We start from the raw sequence: 819 nt of genomic DNA on the forward strand, positions 1-819 counted from the left end.
TGATGAGCAAGTTTAGCTCAGACCGTAGTATTCGAGACTACGCCAATAACATCTGGAACCTAGAGCCAGTAAACCGTTAATTCACCCCATTTGGTGATTTAGAGTCTGAATTGATATCAGCAAAACCCTAACATCGAAGCGGCCGCAAGGCCGCTATCGGAGAGAACGATGAAAGACGATCAAGTATTAAAACAAGTTGCTGACATGGTAGGTATTGCAGATAGCTATGTCAGTGCTTGGGGAGATGAAGCAAACGTTGAGAGCGAGACGATCCGTCGCCTGCTCGCAGCGCTTGGTTACGACACACGAAGCGACGAAGCTTTGTTGGAATCAGCCAATAAAAAGCAGCGTCCGGATGTACTGGCACCGGTACAGGTAGTACGTAGCGGCGAGCCGATGCGCATTGCCATGCACCTTGGCCAAAGTGCACGGATCAGCGATTTCAGCTGGCGTCTGGAAACAGAGCAGGGCGAAGTAATGGAAGGCTGGTTACAGTCTCAGCTGATCAGTGACGAGCGTGCCGATGGCGGCCCGTTGGTGTTCTCATTACCAGATGATCTGGAGTGGGGTTACCACAAGCTTGAAGTGTTCCGCAAGCGTCGTAAATCTCCGTTTGAAATGACTTTGATCGTCACGCCTCAGTCTTGTTACAAGCAGGATGCCCTGCAGGAAGACAAGAAACTTTGGGGTACGAGCGTTCAGCTGTATTCAATTCGCACTAATCACAACTGGGGGATTGGTGATTTCGGCGATCTAAAACAACTGGTTGCCGATGTTGCTGCCCGCGGTGGTGATTTTGTGGGTCTTAACCCTATTCAC

1 protein-coding gene is annotated in these 819 nt (G+C 50.2%); it reads left to right on the forward strand.

What is annotated here, in order from left to right; all coding sequences use genetic code 11:
- Positions 1–168: 168 nt before the first annotated feature.
- Positions 169–819, forward strand: a 651-nt coding sequence (locus tag EIZ48_RS28450) for a 4-alpha-glucanotransferase (RefSeq protein WP_192928768.1), incomplete at its 3' end; no start/stop codon positions are given.

This window comes from Photobacterium alginatilyticum, assembly GCF_009910675.1.
GTDB lineage: Bacteria > Pseudomonadota > Gammaproteobacteria > Enterobacterales > Vibrionaceae > Photobacterium > Photobacterium alginatilyticum.